At 43.8% G+C, this 17,092-nt stretch carries 16 protein-coding genes; 3 read left to right on the forward strand and 13 right to left on the reverse strand.

Annotated elements, in window-relative coordinates; translation table 11 throughout:
• Positions 1-37 precede the first annotated feature (37 nt).
• Positions 38-1,120 carry a M24 family metallopeptidase gene (locus WKT08_RS02690; RefSeq protein WP_003005548.1) on the forward strand — a complete coding sequence of 361 codons (1,083 nt, stop codon included), beginning with the start codon at positions 38-40 and terminating at the stop codon, positions 1,118-1,120.
• A gap of 240 nt (positions 1,121-1,360) precedes the next feature.
• Here the strand turns inward: WKT08_RS02690 and WKT08_RS02695 are convergent, their stop codons facing one another.
• The 4 genes from WKT08_RS02695 to WKT08_RS02710 all read right to left on the reverse strand — a co-directional run bounded on the left by WKT08_RS02695 (position 1,361) and on the right by WKT08_RS02710 (position 6,380).
• The gene (locus tag WKT08_RS02695) at positions 1,361-1,810 is read right to left on the reverse strand and encodes an Rrf2 family transcriptional regulator (RefSeq protein ID WP_031576605.1); all 450 of its coding nucleotides are present in this window, start codon (positions 1,808-1,810) and stop codon (positions 1,361-1,363) included.
• Positions 1,811-1,922: 112 nt separating this feature from the next.
• Complete coding sequence (locus WKT08_RS02700; RefSeq protein ID WP_129824040.1) at positions 1,923-2,765, reverse strand: metallophosphoesterase family protein; 843 nt, start codon at positions 2,763-2,765, stop codon at positions 1,923-1,925.
• 176 nt (positions 2,766-2,941) lie between these two features.
• Positions 2,942-5,665, reverse strand: a complete 2,724-nt coding sequence (locus tag WKT08_RS02705; protein WP_340279818.1) for an FtsX-like permease family protein — start codon at positions 5,663-5,665, stop codon at positions 2,942-2,944.
• Positions 5,666-5,678: 13 nt separating this feature from the next.
• Entirely contained in the window at positions 5,679-6,380 is a 702-nt protein-coding gene (locus WKT08_RS02710; protein WP_340279820.1) for an ABC transporter ATP-binding protein, read from the reverse strand.
• 168 nt (positions 6,381-6,548) lie between these two features.
• Between WKT08_RS02710 and WKT08_RS02715 the strand changes: the two genes are divergently transcribed.
• Together WKT08_RS02715 and WKT08_RS02720 are read left to right on the forward strand one after the other, a co-directional pair.
• Positions 6,549-7,895 (forward strand): Nramp family divalent metal transporter, encoded by a 1,347-nt coding sequence (locus WKT08_RS02715; RefSeq protein ID WP_037608002.1) that lies wholly within the window; start codon positions 6,549-6,551, stop codon positions 7,893-7,895.
• 333 nt (positions 7,896-8,228) lie between these two features.
• Complete coding sequence (locus WKT08_RS02720) at positions 8,229-8,771, forward strand: TetR/AcrR family transcriptional regulator (RefSeq protein ID WP_031576432.1); 543 nt, start codon at positions 8,229-8,231, stop codon at positions 8,769-8,771.
• A gap of 416 nt (positions 8,772-9,187) precedes the next feature.
• Here the strand turns inward: WKT08_RS02720 and tehB are convergent, their stop codons facing one another.
• From tehB to era, 9 genes are all read right to left on the reverse strand, one after another.
• A complete protein-coding gene (tehB, locus tag WKT08_RS02725) occupies positions 9,188-10,048 on the reverse strand; it encodes an SAM-dependent methyltransferase TehB (RefSeq protein ID WP_340279824.1) in 861 nt (286 codons plus the stop codon).
• A 126-nt stretch (positions 10,049-10,174) separates the two neighbouring features.
• Positions 10,175-10,642 (reverse strand): SsrA-binding protein SmpB, encoded by a 468-nt coding sequence (smpB, locus tag WKT08_RS02730; protein ID WP_003005443.1) that lies wholly within the window; start codon positions 10,640-10,642, stop codon positions 10,175-10,177.
• Complete coding sequence (gene rnr / locus WKT08_RS02735; protein ID WP_340279826.1) at positions 10,605-12,965, reverse strand: ribonuclease R; 2,361 nt, start codon at positions 12,963-12,965, stop codon at positions 10,605-10,607. Before rnr ends, smpB begins: the two co-directional genes overlap by 38 nt.
• Before the next feature lie 96 nt (positions 12,966-13,061).
• Entirely contained in the window at positions 13,062-13,295 is a 234-nt protein-coding gene (gene secG, locus WKT08_RS02740) for a preprotein translocase subunit SecG (protein WP_003008189.1), read from the reverse strand.
• 41 nt (positions 13,296-13,336) lie between these two features.
• Positions 13,337-13,486 (reverse strand): 50S ribosomal protein L33, encoded by a 150-nt coding sequence (rpmG, locus tag WKT08_RS02745; protein WP_003005699.1) that lies wholly within the window; start codon positions 13,484-13,486, stop codon positions 13,337-13,339.
• A complete protein-coding gene (locus tag WKT08_RS02750) occupies positions 13,476-14,675 on the reverse strand; it encodes a multidrug efflux MFS transporter (protein ID WP_301362668.1) in 1,200 nt (399 codons plus the stop codon). The genes rpmG and WKT08_RS02750 overlap by 11 nt, the downstream gene beginning before the upstream one ends.
• Before the next feature lie 16 nt (positions 14,676-14,691).
• Complete coding sequence (gene coaE / locus WKT08_RS02755) at positions 14,692-15,300, reverse strand: dephospho-CoA kinase (RefSeq protein WP_340279830.1); 609 nt, start codon at positions 15,298-15,300, stop codon at positions 14,692-14,694.
• Positions 15,301-16,125, reverse strand: a complete 825-nt coding sequence (gene mutM / locus WKT08_RS02760) for a DNA-formamidopyrimidine glycosylase (RefSeq protein WP_340279832.1) — start codon at positions 16,123-16,125, stop codon at positions 15,301-15,303.
• A 46-nt stretch (positions 16,126-16,171) separates the two neighbouring features.
• The gene (era, locus tag WKT08_RS02765; RefSeq protein ID WP_003004993.1) at positions 16,172-17,071 is read right to left on the reverse strand and encodes a GTPase Era; all 900 of its coding nucleotides are present in this window, start codon (positions 17,069-17,071) and stop codon (positions 16,172-16,174) included.
• Between the last annotated feature and the right edge of the window lie 21 nt (positions 17,072-17,092).

A 17,092-nucleotide genomic window follows, 5' to 3' on the forward strand; every position in this document is an offset into this window, starting at 1 on the left:
ATTTGACAAAATAGATCCATAGAAAGAAGGTAGCATTATGTCTAAATTAGATCAAATCGTCGATTTTCTTGAAACTGAAAAAACAGATGTCGCTGTTGTATCCGATCCTGTCACCATCAATTACCTAACTGGATTTTACAGTGATCCCCACGAACGTCAACTCTTCTTGTTCGTTTACACAGACCACGAACCACTTCTCTTCGTTCCTGCCCTTGAAGTGGAACGGGCGACTGCAGTTGTCGATTTCCAAGTGGTTGGCTATGTGGATTCTGAAAACCCTTGGGAAAAGATTAAAGGGGCTATCGCAAAACCAGATGCTAAAACCGTTGCACTTGAATATGATAACTTGATCCTGACCAAATACAATGGCTTGCGTACTGTCTTTGAAAAGGCTCAATTCACCAACTTGACACCACGGATTAACCGGATGCGCTTGATCAAATCTGCTGATGAGATCCAAAAAATGTTGGTGGCTGGTCAATATGCAGATAAGGCTGTCAATATGGGATTCGACGCCATCTCACTAGATAAAACTGAAACTGATATCGTAGCAGAAATCGACTTTGGTATCAAACGCTTGGGTTATGAAATGAGCTTTGAAACCATGGTCTTGACTGGAAATAATGCAGCTAACCCACACGGAATTCCTGGAAGCAACAAAGTCGAAAACGATGCTCTCTTGCTATTTGACCTTGGCTGTATGGTGAATGGTTATGCGTCTGATATGACTCGAACTGTTGCTGTTGGGAAACCGGATGATTTCAAAAAAGAAATCTACCACTTGACGTTAGAAGCTCAACAAGCAGCCATTGACATGATCAAACCAGGTGTAACAGCACACGACGTCGACCGTGCTGCACGGAGCGTCATTGAAAAAGCTGGCTATGGTGAGTACTTCAACCACCGCCTCGGACACGGTATCGGAATGGACGTGCATGAATTCCCTTCTATTATGGAAGGAAATGACATGGTGCTTGAAGAAGGCATGTGCTTCTCAGTCGAACCAGGAATCTATATTCCAGGTAAAGTCGGTGTTCGTATCGAAGATTGTGGGTACGTCACAAAAGACGGATTTGGACTCTTCACTGAAACCAGCAAAGACTTACTTTACTTTGACTAATCCTTTAGTCGTTTCAATATATAACAAACATCTTGTTTCGTTAATAACTATAAAAAATGAGGCTGGGACAAAAGTCCTAGCCTCTTAATTATCTTTGGATTGTCGAGCAAGACGCAGTGGTTGAGTGGGCTCTACTACGCTGATTTCATCAGCTTTTACAGCCCTACTCAACTGTGCGGAGGTGGGACGACGAAATCGAATTCTAACGAATTACCGATTTCTGTCCCACTCTCTTTTTTCTTATGAAACCGATTCGAGTTTCATTCTTTTCTGCGTATCTTCTACGACGTCTTTTAAAGTGGTTTGGGACATTTCTTTTTCCATAGCAGTCTGAATGTCCTCAAGCTTTCCATCTAAAACATTATGGATATTGTGGCCAATTGGGCAGGCTGGATTCGGATTGTCATGAAAACCAAATAATTGACCTGTCGAACCTAAGCATTCTACTGCTTGATAGATATCCAGCAGGCTGATCTCATCGGCTGCTTTTGCGAGCTCAGCTCCGCCTGTCCCACGCGCTACATGAATCAATCCAGCTTTCTTCAACTGAGACAAGGTCTTTCGAATAATAACAGGGTTCACGCCGACACTTCCTGCCAAAAAATCACTGGTTACTTTTGTTTTCTCTCCTTGTAGAGCAATCATGATCAAGACATGAGTCCCAATGGTAAAGCGACTCGAAATTTGCATAACTTCACTCCTTTCTACCCGTTTTTGAAGGTAGAGTCTATTGAACAACCGTCAAGGGACGACTTTCGTTATTCCTATTATACTCTTTTCAGTTGTAATGTCAACAGTTACACTATTGGAAGAAGTCCTCTAGCCAAGCATCGATTTCTCGATCATGACCTTCTCTCTGCTCAATTTCATGAAGGAGCTCATGATTGTGGGTATGATGAATGCCATTGACCAAACTTTCATAATATACTTGGTAATAAGGAAGATGGAGGTCTTTTGCCAGTTGCAGTTCTTTTTGGACATCATAGTCCACCCGTCTAAAATCGACATCTTTTAGCCCCATTTGATCAAATTCGAGAATGGCATACATGGCCCGAAGGTCCTTGCGAAGATTCTTTTCCAAAAAGAAAGGTTGACCGATCGATCCAGGATTGATAATCAGTTCTCCTCCTGTCCCGTAGCGGAAAAACTGCTGGTGAATGTGTCCGTAGACTGCAATATCACAAGACGGGTTTGTCACCAAGCGATCAAAATCCTTCTGCTCACCAATGTGGATCAATTCGCGACCCCAATTCTTATCAGGTAAGTGGTGGGTAATGCCGATCTTTAAACCTGCGATTTCTCTATGGACCTGCATGGGCATTTTCTGCATGTCTTCAATTTCCTGGGGCGTGATTTCTTCAAGAATATATTGACACTGGCGCATGAGGTAGCGATGACTGGGTCTGGTCTCATCCAACATCCCCCTCATAGCCCGCCAAAGACTATCTTCCCAGTTTCCAAGGACTTTGACCGTAATCGGTAGCTCCTCTAACAGCTCCAAGAGGGCCCGTCTCCCTGTCCCCGGCATCAAACTATCTCCCAAGAGCCAATATTCATCCACCTTGGCTTTTCGACTATCCTCTAGGACAGCTTCCAATGCTGTCGTATTTCCATGAATATCTGAAAGTAAAGCAATTTTAGTCATGATCTTCTCCTTCTCTCCATTATAACAAAGAGAAGAAAAACTTCCACCCAAAGGTGAAAGTTTTATGAACATTCCATGCTACCAGAAATGAAAAATAAGGATAGAGATCTTTATTGGACGATATCAGCCACGGGCTTTGTATCTTATAAACGAACACGCCTCCAACTCTTTGTATCTTAGTCTACTGATTTGAGAGCTTCGAGCATGTCTACTTTTCGGAGATAATGGTCAACATAAATTCCTAACAGGAGCAAGAGAAGGAGCATTCCTCCGACAGGAAAGAGAAAAACGCTAAGTCCCACTTTAGGGTAAAAGAGAATGGCATCTGGTGCAATCATTGCAATGAGGAATTGATGAAGATAATAACCACCCACTAATCCCATGAGGATCCCTATGATAGACAATAAGATGGTTTCGCGGTAAATATAGAGCGTCACTTCCTTATTATGGAATCCTAAGACCTTAATGGTCGATAATTCACGGATCCGCTCTGCCACATTGATATTGGTTAAATTATACAAGATCACGATAGCTAGCAAGATCGATACGACTACTAGAATCATCATAGTGGTGTCCAAAGATTTGGCAACTGAGTTAAAGAGGGAAATCATCGAAGCGTTCTGACGAACCGCCTTCACAGCTGCAAGATTCATCATATCCCGACTAACAGCCTGCACTTGTCGTGTAGAAGGATTTTTCAACTGCAGCAAATAGCTATTTGCTGAAGTCCGCTTTCCGTAGATTTTTTGGTAACTTGCCTGATCCATATAGACAAAATGGCCTACATAATTTTCAGTGATTCCTGCTACCGTAAAAGTATGGCCATCTAAGGTCAGTCGATCACCGACTGTAACCCGGGCTAGTTGTGCTAGTTTACTACTGATGATAACCCCTTTCTTGAAAGACAAGGGCTCTCCTTGCTTGAGAGAACGCAAGCTGACAAAGGGAGAAAAATCTGCACGATTTGTAACCATCATCGTAATGGTCTGCTTGTCGCGTCCACCCTTTAAAGATGCTTCAATGACCTTACTATAGATCGGTCGATAATCTTTGATATCTGATTTTTCCAGACGATTGGTTAGTTCCTTGCTTTCTTGGCTTGATGCATTCGTTTTTTTGGCTACAATCAACTCATAAGATAGGATCTCTTGAAATTGGCGTTTGGGAACCCCTCCTACAGAAGATTGAATCCCTAGCCCTGCGAAGAGAAGAGCAACAGAACCTGCCACTCCAAATATGGTCATCAGCATCCGTTGTTTGTAACGAAAGAGATTACGAGCAGTGACCTTGTGGGTGAAACTCAGACGCTTCCAAATAAACTGGAGACGCTCCAGGAAAATCTTCGAACCAGATACCGGTGGTTTGGGCAGTAATAACAGATTGGCTTCTTCTTTTAATTCCTTACGCGAAACCCAGTAAGCCGGAAGCACACTCGCGACGAAAGACAGTCCGAGCGCAATCAGAGTCATATCCCCATAAAAATACTCTCTGCTCTCTCCAATCACCATCCCTTGCGTAATAATGTTGGAAATGATCCCCGATAGGAAATAATGGCCCAGCAGGGTTCCTAGTAGGGTCCCGATCGTCCCTGCAAAGAATCCATAGAGGACAAATTTGAGAATGATGTCCCTGGTACGATAGCCCAGCGCCTTAAAAATACCTGCATTGGTTCGCTCTTCATCGACAAAGCGGGTCATCGTGGTAAAGGTCACCATGGCAGCTACCAGATAAAGAACGACTGGAAAAATATTTCCGACAGCAGAGATACTACTACTGGCATTGCTATACATCAAGTAACCTTGTCCACCTGGCATGGTCTTGCGGTCATAGACATGATAAGTTGGAATTTCCAGCTGATCTCGCTCCCTTTGCGCTTTTTTCAGCTCCTCCTCTTTTTTTGCGAGCTCCGTTTCACCTGCAGTCCAGTCCTTCTTTTTCTGATCAATTTGTTCTTTGGCTTGATGGAGCTTTTCTTGACTAGCTACTTGCTCTTTAGCTGGCAGAAATGGAGCTAATTTCTTGAACTGGGCCTCCTGCAAGTCTAATTGTTTTTGAGCCTGATCGATCTGATTTTTAGCTGACTGGAGTGTTTCCTCGGCACGACTGAGTTCTTTCTGGCCTTTTTGAATCTGCCCATCCGCCTCCTGCTTGAGTCTTTGATAGCGGGCCTTTCCATTGTCTTTCAGAAGTTTTTCTAACTCTTCTTGATGAGCTTTGAGCCCTTTTTGGTAGACTTGCGAAAAAGAATCTAAAGACTTCAGATCATCAAACTGGATCCGAGCCATCGCGGGAAGTTTAGTCGTAAAGACCTCTTTTGAAACTAGTGCATAGGCATCTAGATTTCCACTGCCACTCATGGCAGTGCCTAAATTCTTTTGAGACCACATCTCAGAGGATTGAACAAAGCCAACAATGGTGAATTGCTTTCGCTTTAAACTAGAGCGAGTTCCAGACTTTTCTTCAAGTGTGAGGGTATCCCCTATCTGATAGCGATCCTCCCAAAAACTTGCTAGGGCCAGTTCCCCTTCTTTTTGGGGCAGGCGCCCCTTGGTCACACGAAAGGAAGAAAGACTTTTTGGGGCAGAAAAAAGTCGAATCGCCTCTCCTGTTCCTTTCACTGTCAAATCCAGCAGTGAACCAAATTCGACACGCGCCCCTTTGACTCCTAAAAGCTCCTCTTGGTCTTCCTGGTCTAATCCCAAGTCCCCCATGACAGCAAGATCTAGCATCTTTTGTTGCTGAATAAACCGGTTAGCCGTTCGGTGCATATTTGGAGTGGTCACCTTTAAGCCAACCAAGGCCAAGCTTCCCAATAACATCAAGGTTAAGATGGAGAGAAAACGTCCTTTTGAATGTGTAAAAGAACCAAATAGATCCTTCCAATAGACTTTTCGTTTCATGCTACCACCTCTTCTAATATTCTAGTGTAGCAATATCTTGAGGAAGCTCATTGATTTCTACCGACTTGACCTTGGCATCATGCATGCGAATCACACGGTCTGCAATCGGAGCTAGGGCACCATTATGGGTTACGATGATGACCGTCGCTCCCTTTTTTCGAGACATATCCTGTAAAATCCCCAATACTTGCTTACCCGTCTGGTAATCCAAGGCTCCCGTCGGCTCATCACAAAGGAGGATTTTAGGATTTTTCGCCACTGCCCGAGCGATCGCCACCCGTTGTTGCTCGCCGCCTGACAATTGAGCAGGAAAATTATGAAGACGTTTGCCAAGTCCTACTTCTTTTAAAACAGCTTCCGGATCTAGAGCATCAGAAACAATTTCTGAAGCCAACTCAACATTCTCCTTAGCTGTCAAATTAGGGACCAGATTATAAAATTGAAAGACAAAACCAACATCATCTCGTCGATAATTGGTCCGTTGATGAGCATTGAGTTTTGCAATATCCACTCCATCAATCAGAACCTGACCCTCGTCATTGGTGTCCATCCCCCCTAAGATATTGAGAACCGTTGATTTTCCAGCTCCTGATGCTCCCAAAATAATGACCAACTCGCCTTTTTCAATCTCAAAGGAAACATCCCGGTTAGCGAAAATCTCTGTCTCTCCACTCGTATAACGCTTGTAACAGTGCTGCATTTCGATGTAGGCCATTTCCTCTCCTCCCTCCTACTTCCTATCTATATTATAGTCCTTTTCTGATAGATTACAAAGAAATCGAGGTAGTAGAAAACAAGGTTATCCTAAATTATCATGAACTATTATAAATTTTATGCTATAATTAGAGACAAATTTGATTTATTCTTAGAAAGAAGGCTCATTGTGAGTTTACAACAGTTTGAAAGGAAATCACTTCAAGAAATCAACCAATCTATTGACGTGCCAAAAGGGATCCCTTTTTGGAAGACCCTTCTGCTCTTTTCAGGACCAGGAAGTCTAGTAGCTGTCGGCTATATGGATCCGGGAAACTGGATTACGAGTGTCGTCGGAGGAGCCCAATACCGCTACCTCCTCTTATCAGTAGTTCTTCTCTCGTCTTTAATCGCCATGCAGTTGCAACAAATGGCTGGAAAATTAGGGATTGTCCATCGTAAGGATCTGGCCCAAACAACCGCCCATCATTTACCAAAATGGCTTCGCTATACCCTTTGGATTGTGATTGAACTTGCCTTGATGGCGACAGATTTAGCAGAAGTCATCGGATCAGGGATTGCCCTCCACCTTCTTTTTGGCTGGCCCTTGCTCTTTTCTATCCTGATCACTATCTTTGATGTCTTCCTATTACTAGGGCTCATGCATCTAGGATTTCGAAAGATCGAGGCCATCGTATCAACCTTGATCCTCACGATCCTTGCAATTTTTGGCTATCTGGTATTCCTATCGAAACCAGATATCGGAGGAATCTTCGCTGGCTTCCTGCCTCAAAAAGAGGTGTTAGGAATTGGGCTTCCAAAAGGAAATGAAGCCTTAACCTTGGCGCTTGGAATCATCGGGGCAACCGTAATGCCCCACAACCTCTACCTCCACTCTTCCATTTCGCAAACGCGAAAGGTGGACTACAAAGATCCAGCAGATATCAAACGGGCAGTGCGCTTTATGACCTGGGATTCAAATATTGAATTGAGTTTGGCCTTCGTCGTCAACTCCCTCCTCTTGATTCTTGGAGCGGCCCTCTTCTTCGGTCACGGGGATAAGATCGGTGCTTTCTCTAGCATGTACAATGCCCTCAAGGATAACCATATTGCTGGTGCCATCGCTAGTCCTTTCTTGTCCACCCTCTTTGCCATCGCTTTGTTAGCTAGTGGTCAAAATTCAACCATTACTGGGACCCTAACCGGTCAAATTGTTATGGAAGGTTTCTTGCGATTCAGACTACCACAATGGGTGGTGCGTCTCATGACTCGGATCATTGCCCTTCTTCCCGTTATCATTGTCGCAATTTTATTCGGTGACCAAGAACATGTCCTCGATGACCTTCTGGTATATTCTCAAGTCTTCCTATCAGTGGCCCTTCCTTTCTCCATCTTCCCTCTGGTTTATTTCACCTCCAACAAGGAAATCATGGGAGAGCATGTCAATGCGAAATGGAATACCTTCTTAGGCTATCTCGTTGCGATTGTCTTAACCATCTTAAATTTCAATTTGATTGTGACGACTTTTATCAAATAAAGAAACCAGCACTTAAATCGTGCTGGTTTTTTGTTCGTCACTCTATCTTGTTCCTCCTTTTCCTAAAAATTTCCTGACCATTTTTTTAGGAGGGAATTAATTTAAATCACTAATTATTGTGAGGTTTTCACAAAATCTTGTCAGTGCCCGTCATTCATAAATTTGTAAAATTTTTGTACACTTTTCGTTATCTGTACAAAAACGAGAATTATTGTCTAATTTATATTTTTGGAGTATAATGCTATTTGTTAGTGTCGTGAAATTATTTAACCTATAAATTATTTCAACATCAAATAAATAGAAACAGATTGATACAACTATAGAAAGAAACATATGGTACGCCAAAGACAAACAACAACCAAGTCAGACTTACGGAATGCACTCTCGAAACTGCTCTTACAACAACCTTTTGACAGCATCACTATTCGACAATTAACCGAAACCGCTGGAATTAACCGCGGGACCTTCTATCTGCATTATGTCGATAAATACGACATGTTTGAGCAAATGAAAATGGATATGATGCAAGAATTGGATAGCCTCTTCGTTGAAGGAAGTCCTGTCAAGGTAAACTTTCTCAATGTGTTGACCGCTATTAAAGAGAATTATGATTTTATATATGCATTGTCACAATCCTGTTGCTCGGACTTTAGTAAATTGGTAAGAAGTTTTACCCTTCATGCACTGGACGATACTCCCCACGCTAAAGAACACATCATTTCAGACTTTCAAGTTCCATACAAGTATGGTCTAGAAATTTTCATCGCTACGATCGAATCTGTAATTGTTACCTGGTTAGAATCGGGTGCGAAAGAGGACCCCATTGAAATTGGAACGATCATTCTCAGTGTCTGCGACTTTGCTAGCTGGAACTAAGTCCCCCAACCTTTTCCTATCCTTCTGGAGAAGGTTTTTCTTTTGGCAAATGAAAAAAGATCTGATCACCTTATTCAACTTGTTTGTAAGGAAGCAAAAAGGCAGGATCCTAACATCCTGCTTTTAGAATGTAGACAAACTACTTTAAAGTAAAATAAGTTAAGCGATTTTGCAAAAAAAAATAAAAATGAATTCCAATTTTTAAATCGATTCAAGAAAATACCGAAACTTTCCGCTGTGAGAAAAGTGCCTGAAACAATAACCTTTCAGGCACTCGGGAGTTTTGAGACCCTAGGCTCAAAACTAAGTCTTGGAACTTCGAAGAAGTTCGCTGACGTCCGTACTCACCTAAGGAAGGTTTTTTATATGACTTTGTCTTCAATCTGAAGGCAGGATCCTAACATCCTGCTTTTTCTTTATTTTTTCTTTGCTAACATGGTTGCAAATCGAAGTTGAATTCGATTTCCATTCTCATCTCGACGATGGAGGTGGCCAGGATTTTCATTGTATTTGACCAATTCCCAATCCTTGTAATACTCCGCCAATTCTCCTTCTTTAAAGGTAAACGAGAAGGGCATCTGACAAGGATAATCTTCAGTATCCATGGCACAGACAATGAGATTGTAGCCACCTGGGTTGGTATGCTCTTGCATATTGCGAATGATCACTGGGATCCGCTCTGCCTCTAAAAACATAAGGACCACAGTTGACACGATGAAATCATAGTTTTGGGTGAGTGCAGCAGCATTGATATCATAAAGTCCTACTGGCATGTCCATATCTTCCTCAGCGACAATACTTTGTAAGATCTCAAGAGCCAATTCATTTTGATCTACTGCTGTCACATCAAAGCCATGTTGGGCCAAAAAGAGAGCATTGCGTCCTTGCCCACATCCTAGATCCAGCGCTTTTCCAGCTGGGACAATTCCCACTGCTTCTAGCACCTCTGAATGGACAGGGTTGGTATTGTACTTTTTAGGAAAATAGTCTTTTGGCTCACAGTAAAATTCCAAGTACCACTCCACATCATCAGTCGCTGCTTCGACACGGTGCCAGGCCTGGGGCTCGGCCATGGGGTTCTCTGCTCCTGCTTCAAAAAGGTGGCTCGCGATTTCTTCTCCCTCTGCTGTCAATTCAATAAATCTTAACTGACCTTTTAGAACCGTAATCTTCCCCCAGGTTCCTACCTTGGTATTGTGCTTTCTTTGAAGAGCTTCTGGCATAGTATCCTTGGTCCAGATAGGCATGCGCTTGTAAGCGATCAATTTTTGTGTCATGTGGCTTCTCCTTATTCTTTCAGTACCCTTATCATACAGGAAAAAACCCCTTTTTACAAGTTAGAAAAAAGGCCCCTCTCCGAGAAAAAAGCAATTCTGAAACAAGTTTCAAAACTGTCTTTTTCTTTAACGTGTATTGTATTGTTTCATGACCCGTGCGATGTCCCGGTTTTGTTCCCGACGCTTGATGGATTCACGCTTGTCATAATCATGTTTCCCTTTAGCGAGTCCCAAAAGCAATTTGGCATAGCCGTCCTTGAGATAGACCTTCAAAGGCACCAAGGTCATTCCGGTCCCTTTGGTGTCTTGGTCCAGCTTTTGGATTTGCTTTTTATGAAGAAGGAGCTTGCGACGACGGTCTGGGTCTTGGTTCCAGATATTGCCTTCCTCATAAGGGGCAATGTGGACATTGCTAAGCCAAACTTCGCCATTTTTTACTTGTGCAAAGCCATCTTTCAAGTTAATGCGTGCCGCACGGACACTTTTGATCTCTGTCCCCGTCAGCACCATCCCTGCTTCAATCGTATCCACGATGGTGTAGTCATGTCTCGCCTTTTTATTTTGCGCGACTACCTTTCCTTCGCCCTTTGCCATGTTTGGCTCCTTTCTTTGCTACTTCCTTGTAAAATGGTTTCTTCCCTTTTTTCTTTTTGGATTTAGATGAAGAATCTTTCCGTTTGTCATCTCTTCTAACGGTTGAACCCTTAGAAACTTTTTTGTCTTTGCGTCTGCGATCCCGGCGATTGCCATCTTGGTCACGTCCTTTAGCCTTGAGGCCTTTTTCGACGATATCCCATTCACTTGGAATATAAGAGAAATCAATCTCTCCGGTCATCTTGTCAGCTCTTTCGACCTTGATCCGGATTTGCTGACCAACACGGAAAGTCACTCCCGATTTCTCCCCGCGAAGGGTTAGATCTCGTTCGTTAAAATGGTAGTATTCAGGAAGATTGGTAATATGGATCAAACCTTCGACCGTATTGGGTAGCTCCACAAAGAGGCCAAATTTCACTACACTGGAAACCACGGCATCGTACTCTTCCCCAACATAGTCTTCCATGTATTCAGCCTTCTTCATAGCTTCTACTTCACGCTCGGCATCAATAGCCCGGCGCTCTCGACTAGAGGATTGGCTGGCAATGTCTGGAAGGACTTGTTCAAAGTGTTCTGCCACTTCTTGGGATTTACCGTATTCGCGCACCATTCGATGAACCATCAGGTCCGGATACCGGCGAATGGGACTAGTAAAGTGGGTATAATATTCCGCAGCAAGCCCATAGTGGCCATGGTTGTGCTCTGAATAACGGGCCTGTTGCATCGAGCGCAACAACATCATCGAAAGGACATCCGCATAAGGTTCTCCTTCAACCTTGCGCATAATTTCTTGCAGGGCTTCTTGGCTCATGTCACTAGCCGTTCCGTAGATCTGAATCCCAAAGCTAGAAGCATAGTCAATAAACTTCTGTACTTTTTCTGCCTTTGGATCTTCGTGGATCCGGTAGATGAACGGCAGTTTCATTCGCGTAAAGTGTTCCGCTACCGTTTCATTGGCAATCAACATAAAGGACTCAATCATCCGTTCCGCAATTCCTCTTTGACGGAGGACAATGTCGACCGGTTTTCCTTCTTTATTGACTAGGATTTTAGCCTCATTGGTATCAAAATTGAGGGCTCCTCGGCGAATCCGCATGCTTTCTAGAATACCATGCAGGGTGGCCATTTGATGAATACTTGGGACAATTTTCTTAAACTCTTGAGCCTTTTCTTCGTCGCCTGCTAAGATATCATTGACGTCACTATAGGTCATTCGGAAGGTCGTATTGATGACAGTTTGGGTAATGATGTGCTTGATGACCTTTCCATGGGGATCAATCTCCATGATGGCAGACTGGGTCAGGCGGTCCACATTTGGATTTAAAGAACAGATCCCATTGGACAAGCGTTCTGGAAGCATGGGTACTACTCGGTCGGTCACATAGACAGAAGTTGCACGATTTAGAGCTTCCTTATCAAGTGCTGAGCCTTCTGTAACGTAATAAGAGACATCTGCGATGTGAACCCCCAGCTCAAAATTGCCGTTCTTGAGTGGCTTGATATGGACCGCATCGTCCAAGTCTTTGGCATCCGCTCCGTCGATCGTAAAGGTAATCTCCTCTCGCAGATCCAACCGCCCCTCTAAATCCTTTGCAGACGGTGCATCTGGAACCTGCTCAGCCTCTTTCAGCACTTCTTCTGGAAATTCTGAGACGATATCCATGGATTCTAGCACTTCCAAGACATCGATTCCAGGATCTGTCACATGACCGACCACATCCCGCACAGTTGCCACAAAATAATTGTGCTTGCGGCTCGGGTATTGATCAATTTCGACCTTGAGGATTTCGGTACCTTCCAATTGGATGGCTGGCTTCTTCACATAGATCAGCTGGCTGATTTTTTGATTTTTCGAACGAATGTAGCCGGCATATTTGGGCTTTTCCTCATCCAGAACAATTTGTCCAACAACCGTTTTGACGCTATGATCCAAGACATCAATAATCTTAGCTTCTGCTGCCGTTCCTTTGTTTCGGTCTGCTACCTTAGTAATGACGATCTCAACAGTATCCCCATCGATGGCGTGGTTGACATCATTTCGACCAACAAAGAGGTCCTCTTCTTCGCCTTCTAAACTGACAAAGCCAAAGCCATTTTTATGGGCATGAAAGATCCCCTTGAGGGTAATGGCTGGGGCCTTCTTTTGAGCCAAACGAAGAGAGCCATCATCCTCGAATTTCAACTCATGACGGCGTTCCATCAGAGAGATGGTTTTGACCAAGTCACGGAAATCCTTAGACCCTTCCTTTCCTAGAGCTGCTGCCAGATCATTGATCTGGGCTTTGTCATGCTCTTGTAAATATTCTTTAATACTTGTTTTCATTGATTTATTTGCTGGTTATCCAGCCTCCTTTTTTCTATCTACTTGTGTCTTTGTTTTACAAAATAAAAATAGGCAAAGACATTGTCTGAGCCTATCTTATCTACTAGAAAGTACCATTAAGATCATCGCGATCAATAACCAAAAGAAGATCATAATAGCTGTTAAACGCTGCATCACGGCTTCAAACCCGCGTGCTTTTGAACGTTCAAACAAGTCATTTGAGCTTGCGTCAAAGACGTTGCTCGATTGGTTTTTTGTTGGTTGCATAAAAATTGCGATAATAATCAATACTGATAATACTAGTAAAATAGTTGTTAATGCTCCGCTCATATTCAAAACTCCTTAAAATCTTCACTATTATACCATGAAAATCATTTTGATTCAATATGTAAGGTTACTTTTCTTTCCTTGGGACAATACTTCAAGACCTCGATCTTTTCAGGATGGGTTTTGGTATTTTTACTGGTCAAATAATTCTGACTCCCACAGCTGGTGCAGGTCAATTGAACTTTAATTCGCACGTACGTCTCTCACTTTCAAATACTTTCTAAATAAGAATAAGAGGAACATCAAATCGGTAAAAGCCAAAAGGGCTGTACCGTAAAATACCCAATGATAGCCAAAATGCATGAAAATACTCGATCCCATCATTGGTCCTAATACACCACCTAAGTAATAAAAGAGCTGGTTGTAGCTAAAGATCCGAGAAATCCCTTCAGGGGGGGTTAAACGATTCAATAATGCAGAAACTCCTGGTAGTAGGGCTCCTGTCCCGATCCCAAAGAGGAAGCGTAAAATCCCTAATTGAAGGGGTGATTGCGCTTGGGCACAAAGGATATAGAGACAGCCACTATAAAGAAGGGCGATTAATAAGAGCCGGTGATTCCCGATTCGGTCTCCGAGTTTTCCCATCCAACCGGAAAAGAGCATACTAGAGACTCCCATAGCTGAAACAATCATCCCCGATACAAAGATCAGGTTATCTCTTTGTCCCAAAGCCCGCACATAAAGAGGCAGGATCGGAGAAATAGATTGGGCGATCATTTGGATGGTCATGCTGGTCAAAAAGAGGCCCAAGAGGATATCTTTTTGCTGAATGGACATGAGCAACTGCCAACTGGATTTTTGTTCTTCTTTTGGAAGGGGCTCGTACTCTTCCTCAATACCCCAGAAGGTTAAGAGGGAAACCAAAAATAAGAAGAAGCCGACCAAGAGAAAGACATTGCGCATTCCCAGATTTTCGGCAATGAGTCCTCCAATCAAAGGACCCATCAAGGTTCCAGCCACGACACCAGTCGACAAGGTCCCTAGGGCATAGCCAGATTGGTCCTTGGGAACTTGACTGGCAATCAGGGCTGTACTATTGGGAACAAAGCCTGAAAAGACCCCATTGAGCAAGCGCAGGACCAAGAGCCAAAAAACTGATGGAACAAAGGCAATGCCTCCCATGGTCAGCGTCATGGCAATGGAGGCTCTAAGCATCATGGGTTTTCGACCATAGCGGTCGGCTAAGCTCCCCCAGATGGGAGACATGATCGCAGAGGTTACAGAAGAACTTGCGACGGCAATCCCAGCATAAAGGGGAACAGCCTTACCCGTAACACCCAACTCTTCCACAAAGAGGGCCATAAAAGGAACGACTAAAGAAAGGCTGGCTCCGATGAAAAAGCACCCGATCCAGGCAATATATAGATTTTTACGCCAATTGATTTCTCTTGTGATAAAATCATCTTCTTTCTAATTGTTGTAGAGCTTGTTGTAGGGCTGCATCTAATTGGGCATAGAGGGCAGCAAGATCGCCATTATTGTCTAAGACCAGATCTGCATGGGCTCTTTTTTCATCTAGCGGCATTTGAGACGCGATGCGTTCTTGGGCCTGCAGTTCTGATAAGTGGTTGCGTTCCATCAGGCGCTTGAGCTGGGTTTCTTTTGATACAGCTACCAACCAGACAGATTCAAACCACCCTTCATAGTGCTGCTCGATTAAGAGAGGAATATCCATAAAAAAGAGATCGGATTGTGCAGCTTGTCTGTCTCTTACCTCAGCTAGAGCCTCACGAATAAGCCTTCCTTGGACGCGATTGGACCAGTCTCTTTCACTAGGGTCTGAAAAGATCCGCTGACCCAAAGCGACGCGATCCAACTCTCCTTCTTTGGTAAGGATCTCTCTCCCAAAATGATCCACTAGGACACGGTAGAGGGCTCCTCCTGGTGCTTGCAAATCATGAACCACTTGATCAGCATCAATGACAGGATACCCTTTTTCTCTCAGATAGGAGGTCACAGTGGACTTTCCTGAAGCAATCCCTCCTGTTAATCCGATGATTCTTGCCATCTAGTTCTCCTTTTGGCAGTGGGGGCAAAAATGGGTTCCGCGTCCCCCCAGCTGGATTTTCTCAATCGGTGTCCCGCAACGCAAACAAGGATGGCCTGTTTTCCCATAGACCTGGTGTTCTTCCTGCATGGTGCCATCCTCGCCAAAAGCATTGCTGTAGGAGCGAATGGTGGAGCCACCCTTTTCAACAGCTTGAGCAAGCACAGCAATCGTTTCTTTGCGGATTGCTTTAACTTCTCTAGCAGTCAAGCTTTGACCCAAACGGGCTGGATGAACCTTGGCTCGATAAAGGACCTCATCCACATAGATATTGCCCAGACCAGCCACTAATTTTTGGTCTAAAAGAGCTGATTTAATGGGTTTCTTTGATTTTTTAAGAGATGCTTGGAAGGCTGGTTCTTTAAAATCCACTTCCGTCGGCTCTGGACCAATTTTTTTCGCCAAAAAATAGCTGTCGACAAGCTCAGGTATGAGGACTTCCATGGTCCCAAACTTGCGGACATCTTCATAGACCAGAGTGCTACCATCTGTAAAATGAAAGAAGACATGGGCATGCTTGCGAAGAGGAACCTCGTCTGGATAAAAGAAATACTTGCCTTCCATCCGCAAATGCGAGATGAGGACCAGATCCGTCAGATAAAATAAAAGGTATTTCCCACGGCGCCCCATGGCCCGAATTTCTTGACCTGGAAGATCTTGACAAAAAGCATCTAGATCCGTCTGAACCATCTTAAGATACTTTACTTCCACTGACTGGATGGTTTTTCCAAGAATTAATTTCTCAAGACCTCGTCGAACGGTCTCTACTTCTGGTAATTCAGGCATAGAACTCCTTTCAAAAACAAGAAGCAGGCCTTCTGCCCACCTCTTCTTAATATTCTTTTTCGTTGTATCCGAAATCGGCAAGATCCAATTTCTTATCCCGCCAATTTTTCTTGACTTTCACCCAGGTTTCTAGGAAGACCTTGTCCCCTAGCATGAGCTCAATATCCTTACGCGCAAGGGTTCCGATCTTCTTGAGCATGGCCCCGCCCTTTCCGATGACAATGCCTTTTTGGCTATCGCGCTCAACCATGATGGTTGCACGAATATGGACCTTATCGGTTTCTTCATCCCGCTTCATAGAATCCACGACCACGGCAACAGAGTGGGGAATTTCTTCCCGCGTCAAGTGCAAGACCTTTTCACGGATCATTTCAGAGACCAAGAAACGCTCTGGGTGGTCAGTAATTTGGTCAGCAGGGAAATATTGGAAACCTTCTTCTAAGTTTTCGCTCAAAATATCAATCAAACGCGAAACATTGTTTCCTTGGAGGGCTGAAATCGGCACGATTTCCTTGAAATCCATCTGACTACGGAAGTCATCGATTTGCGCCAAAAGTTGGTCAGGGTGCACCTTGTCGATCTTATTGACCACCAGAATAACCGGCACCTTAGCAGCCTTGAGGCGTTCGATAATCATGTCATCGCCCTTCCCACGCGGTTCATCTGCTGGGACCATAAAGAGAACGGTATCCACTTCTCGAAGAGTGCTATAGGCCGACTCCACCATGAAGTCTCCAAGGGCTGTCTTGGGTTTGTGAATCCCTGGGGTATCGATAAAGACGATCTGTTCCTTATCCGTCGTATAAATCCCCATAATCTTATTGCGCGTTGTCTGCGCCTTGTCACTCATGATGGCAATTTTTTGCCCCATGACGTGGTTCAAAAACGTTGACTTCCCAACATTGGGACGTCCTAAAATGGCTACAAAACCTGATTTAAATGTCATATTATCCTTTCACGAGGGCAT

Origin of the sequence: Streptococcus sp. HCA-5024, assembly GCF_037890265.1 — a bacterium.
GTDB classification, from domain to species: Bacteria; Bacillota; Bacilli; order Lactobacillales; family Streptococcaceae; genus Streptococcus; species Streptococcus lingualis.

What these genes read in the sequence shown, in the direction of transcription:
- WKT08_RS02690 (WP_003005548.1), top strand. Translation starts at nt 38, where the DNA reads ATGTCTAAATTAGATCAAATCGTCGATTTTCTTGAAACTGAAAAAACA.
- WKT08_RS02695 (WP_031576605.1), bottom strand. Translation starts at nt 1,810, where the DNA reads ATGCAAATTTCGAGTCGCTTTACCATTGGGACTCATGTCTTGATCATG.
- WKT08_RS02700 (WP_129824040.1), bottom strand. Translation starts at nt 2,765, where the DNA reads ATGACTAAAATTGCTTTACTTTCAGATATTCATGGAAATACGACAGCA.
- WKT08_RS02705 (WP_340279818.1), bottom strand. Translation starts at nt 5,665, where the DNA reads ATGAAACGAAAAGTCTATTGGAAGGATCTATTTGGTTCTTTTACACAT.
- WKT08_RS02710 (WP_340279820.1), bottom strand. Translation starts at nt 6,380, where the DNA reads ATGGCCTACATCGAAATGCAGCACTGTTACAAGCGTTATACGAGTGGA.
- WKT08_RS02720 (WP_031576432.1), top strand. Translation starts at nt 8,229, where the DNA reads ATGGTACGCCAAAGACAAACAACAACCAAGTCAGACTTACGGAATGCA.
- tehB (WP_340279824.1), bottom strand. Translation starts at nt 10,048, where the DNA reads ATGACACAAAAATTGATCGCTTACAAGCGCATGCCTATCTGGACCAAG.
- smpB (WP_003005443.1), bottom strand. Translation starts at nt 10,642, where the DNA reads ATGGCAAAGGGCGAAGGAAAGGTAGTCGCGCAAAATAAAAAGGCGAGA.
- rnr (WP_340279826.1), bottom strand. Translation starts at nt 12,965, where the DNA reads ATGAAAACAAGTATTAAAGAATATTTACAAGAGCATGACAAAGCCCAG.
- secG (WP_003008189.1), bottom strand. Translation starts at nt 13,295, where the DNA reads ATGAGCGGAGCATTAACAACTATTTTACTAGTATTATCAGTATTGATT.
- coaE (WP_340279830.1), bottom strand. Translation starts at nt 15,300, where the DNA reads ATGGCAAGAATCATCGGATTAACAGGAGGGATTGCTTCAGGAAAGTCC.
- mutM (WP_340279832.1), bottom strand. Translation starts at nt 16,125, where the DNA reads ATGCCTGAATTACCAGAAGTAGAGACCGTTCGACGAGGTCTTGAGAAA.
- era (WP_003004993.1), bottom strand. Translation starts at nt 17,071, where the DNA reads ATGACATTTAAATCAGGTTTTGTAGCCATTTTAGGACGTCCCAATGTT.